The sequence below is a fragment of the Spiroplasma endosymbiont of Lariophagus distinguendus genome, from assembly GCF_023846195.1.
GTDB lineage: Bacteria > Bacillota_I > Bacilli_A > Mycoplasmatales > VBWQ01 > Spiroplasma_E.
Map to the genome: position 1 here is coordinate 1 of NZ_JALMUW010000076.1, position 3395 is coordinate 3395.

The window sequence follows — 3395 nt, forward strand, 5'->3', positions numbered from 1 at the left end:
GACACATTTGTCTTTGCTTCTTTCCTTTTTAAACTTATATTAATAACACGTTTTCTCTATTATGTATAATTAAAATATCATTTTAAATAAAAAAATTAGCACCCTTATTATGGTGCTAATCTAATAATATTTTTATAATATTTTATTATCTTGATTTTTTGTTCATAGTAAAGCTAATGAAATAATAGCAGCAGCAATACAACCATAAAAGTAATAAAATACATAATCTCAGTTTTCATTACCAATACCAGCAATTACTACTTTTGAAAAAAGAGCATCACCAAGAAAATAACCAGATAATCCTGTAAATCCTGAAGCAGTAGCAGCTGCTTTCTTATTTGTTAGTTCAATAGCAGTAGCACCAATCATCGCTTGTGGCATATAAATACCAAAACCAGCAATCATTAAAGCAGTAATAAGCATAGGCATATTACCACGAGGAGCAACTTGCAATAAAACTAGTCCACAAAGTGCAATCAATAATCCAAATATCATTAATGGTGCTTTACGATTATTAAAAAATCACTTAGCAAAATATGCTGCAGAAATACCACCAAATAAACCAGATAATTCAAAACAGGCAGCAAATCATTTACTGTGTTTTAAATCTAAGCCATGAATATCTTTCATTAAAATTAATGTTCATCCTGCCAGTCCTTGTCGTACAACATATACTCAAATATTAGCAAATGCTAATATTCATAAAAATTTATTTTTTAAAATATATTTTACAAAAATTTCTTTTCAATTAAGTTCTACTCTTTCTTCTTTATGTTCTAGAACACCTTTTCATTTTTCAACAGTAGGTAAGCCTTCTGCTTCAGGGCGATCACGCAATCCTCATAAACATAATGGAATCATAGCTAAAGCAAAAATACTAGGAATTCAAAAATATAAACCATAAATTGTTCCACCCGGATCAAGTAATGTTACTAAAGAAATAACAACAACCGGTAATAAAGCAGCACCAATATTTTGTCCTGAGTTTCAAATTCCAATACGTCCCGAACGTTCTTTATCAGTAAATCAATGAGAAAATAGTCTAGCTGTAGCTGGTCAGCCCATGCCTTGGAAAACAGCTAACATCGCAATCAAACTCAACATCATTACAAATGGGCCAACACTAATTTTAGTTCCAGCAAAAGCAACTACACCACCCATAATAATATTTAAAATAGAAGAAACAAATAATCCAAAAATCATGATTACTCTTCCTGAACTACGGTCAGCAACATTTCCAACAATAAATTTAGCACCACCATAAACAACGGCAAAAATTGTTCCCATTAAAGCATACTCCATTTTAGTTATGCTACCATTGCTTTCTAAAGCAGAACCCGCTACTGTATACGCTTGACGAGTAAAGTAGTAAAGAATATATGATAAAATGCTAAAACCAAAAACTTGATTACGTAAAATAATAAATTTTTTATTAACTTGCTTTAAGTCTTCACTAAAAATTTCTTTTTTTGCAGGTGGCTTAAAAACACATGCAAGTCTATTAAAAACAGACATTTTTTTTACTCTCCTTCTAAAAGGATGCATAAATTATAGTAACCCAAATAACCTGCTCTTAAAAACTTAATATAAACATACTTTAACACATAGGTTTTTACAATTTTTGTTTTTGTGGAAAAATAAATAATATTAAAAATTAAAAAATAACTCTCTACCAAACTATTTTTTTGAAATACCATAAATAAATATTAACTCTACACCTTTTAAAATTCATTTACATTTATTTATTAAACAGTTTTATAAAATGTACTAATAATTTATTTATCCCCTTCTCAAATTGTTTAGTCCTAACCTATATATTTCAGATTATAACAGATATATTCTAAAATTGAAAAGATATTTCTTTAATTTTAAAAAAAATAATTTACAATTTTCTTATGAATTTATTCTAAAAAAATTATAAATATTTATATAGTAATAACTAAAATAGTAATAACTAAAATTAAAAAAATTATTTTATCGTTTAATGTTTTAAAAATTAAAACTAATGATAGAATTAAACCATAAAATAAATTAAAAGAAAAGGTAGTGAACACATGCATAATGAAAGCAAAATACAACATATTAATTCTATAAAAGAAGTTGAGCAACTTTTACAATCAAAAAAAATAACAGTAATTGATTTTTCAGCAGAATGATGTGGTCCTTGTAAAATGTTAGGGCCAAGATTTGAAAATGTTGCTAATGACGAAAAACACAAAAATATTAATTTTATTAAAGTTGATGTTGACAAAGCTAAAGAACTAGCAAAAGATTATGAAATCCAATCAATTCCAACATTAATTTATTTTAATAAAGAAGGAAAAGAAGTTAAAAAAACTTTTGGTTTAGTTTCTGAAAAAGATATGACTAATATTATCGAAGAAATAGGAAAATAAGGTATTTATAATGGCTATTAAATTAATTGTTCTTGATCTAGATGGAACTTTATTGAAAAGTAGATGAAAAATTCATCCTAAAAATCTAATTGCAATTCAAAAAGCATATCAAAAAAATATTAAAGTTATTATTGCAACAGGAAGAGCACCAAGTTCAACCATTGATATTGCAAAATCATGTTTAATGCATGAAAAAACCGGTCATATTATTTGTTATAATGGTGGTAACATCCTTGATATTACTAATGATAATAGATTAGATATATTGTATGAAAAATCATTAACAAAAGAACAAATACAAACAATAATTAAATTTGCTAATAAAAATAATTTAGCAATGTGAGGATATAGTACCGATAATAAAACAGGCTTAATTAATCGCAGATCACTAAAAGTTAAAATTATGGAAAATTTTAATAACCTACCAACTAAACAAATTGATGAGAATACCGATGAGGGTATGTATAAAATTTTATTATTTTGTAAAAAGAAAAAACAAGTTAATCCAATTTTAGAACAATTAAATACTATAAAAGATTTAGAACTTGCTACTTCTTCTCATAGTGTTATCGAAATTAATCCAATTGGTGTTAATAAAGCTGCTGCTGTACAATTTTTATGCAAAAAATGAAATATTATTCCTGAGCAAGTACTAGCTTGTGGTGATGGTATGAATGATTATAAATTAATAAAATGGGCTAAATATGGTATTGCAATGCAAAATGCTCATCCTAATTTAAAAGAAATAGCATATGATGTTACTAGTAAAAATACTTGTGGTGGTGTTGCAAAAGCTATCGATAAATATGTATTTCCTAAATCAGAGTTTGAATAAATAATAGTTTAATTTTCTAATATAGTTTATTATCAAATATAACTTTAAAAATGCTGGACAATTACCAGCATTTTTAATTCAATATCCTTTATACTTAAATAAATATTTTTCAAATTTGCATTCTTTTAATATAAACTAACTATTCATTGAATTATTAGGGAGCA

Annotated in this window: 3 protein-coding genes; 2 read left to right on the forward strand and 1 reads right to left on the reverse strand. The window is 26.1% G+C overall.

The features are described from left to right. Positions 1–132 precede the first annotated feature (132 nt). Complete coding sequence (locus M0D11_RS05360; protein WP_252320787.1) at positions 133–1515, reverse strand: MFS transporter; 1383 nt, start codon at positions 1513–1515, stop codon at positions 133–135. A 539-nt stretch (positions 1516–2054) separates the two neighbouring features. On the opposite strand from M0D11_RS05360, the gene trxA reads away from it, so the two are divergent. Both trxA and M0D11_RS05370 read left to right on the forward strand, forming a co-directional pair. Next, on the forward strand, positions 2055–2396 hold the full coding sequence (gene trxA, locus M0D11_RS05365; RefSeq protein ID WP_199188855.1) for a thioredoxin: 342 nt from the start codon (positions 2055–2057) through the stop codon (positions 2394–2396). A 10-nt stretch (positions 2397–2406) separates the two neighbouring features. Continuing rightward, the gene (locus tag M0D11_RS05370) at positions 2407–3231 is read left to right on the forward strand and encodes an HAD family hydrolase (RefSeq protein WP_252320789.1); all 825 of its coding nucleotides are present in this window, start codon (positions 2407–2409) and stop codon (positions 3229–3231) included. Positions 3232–3395: the final 164 nt, after the last annotated feature.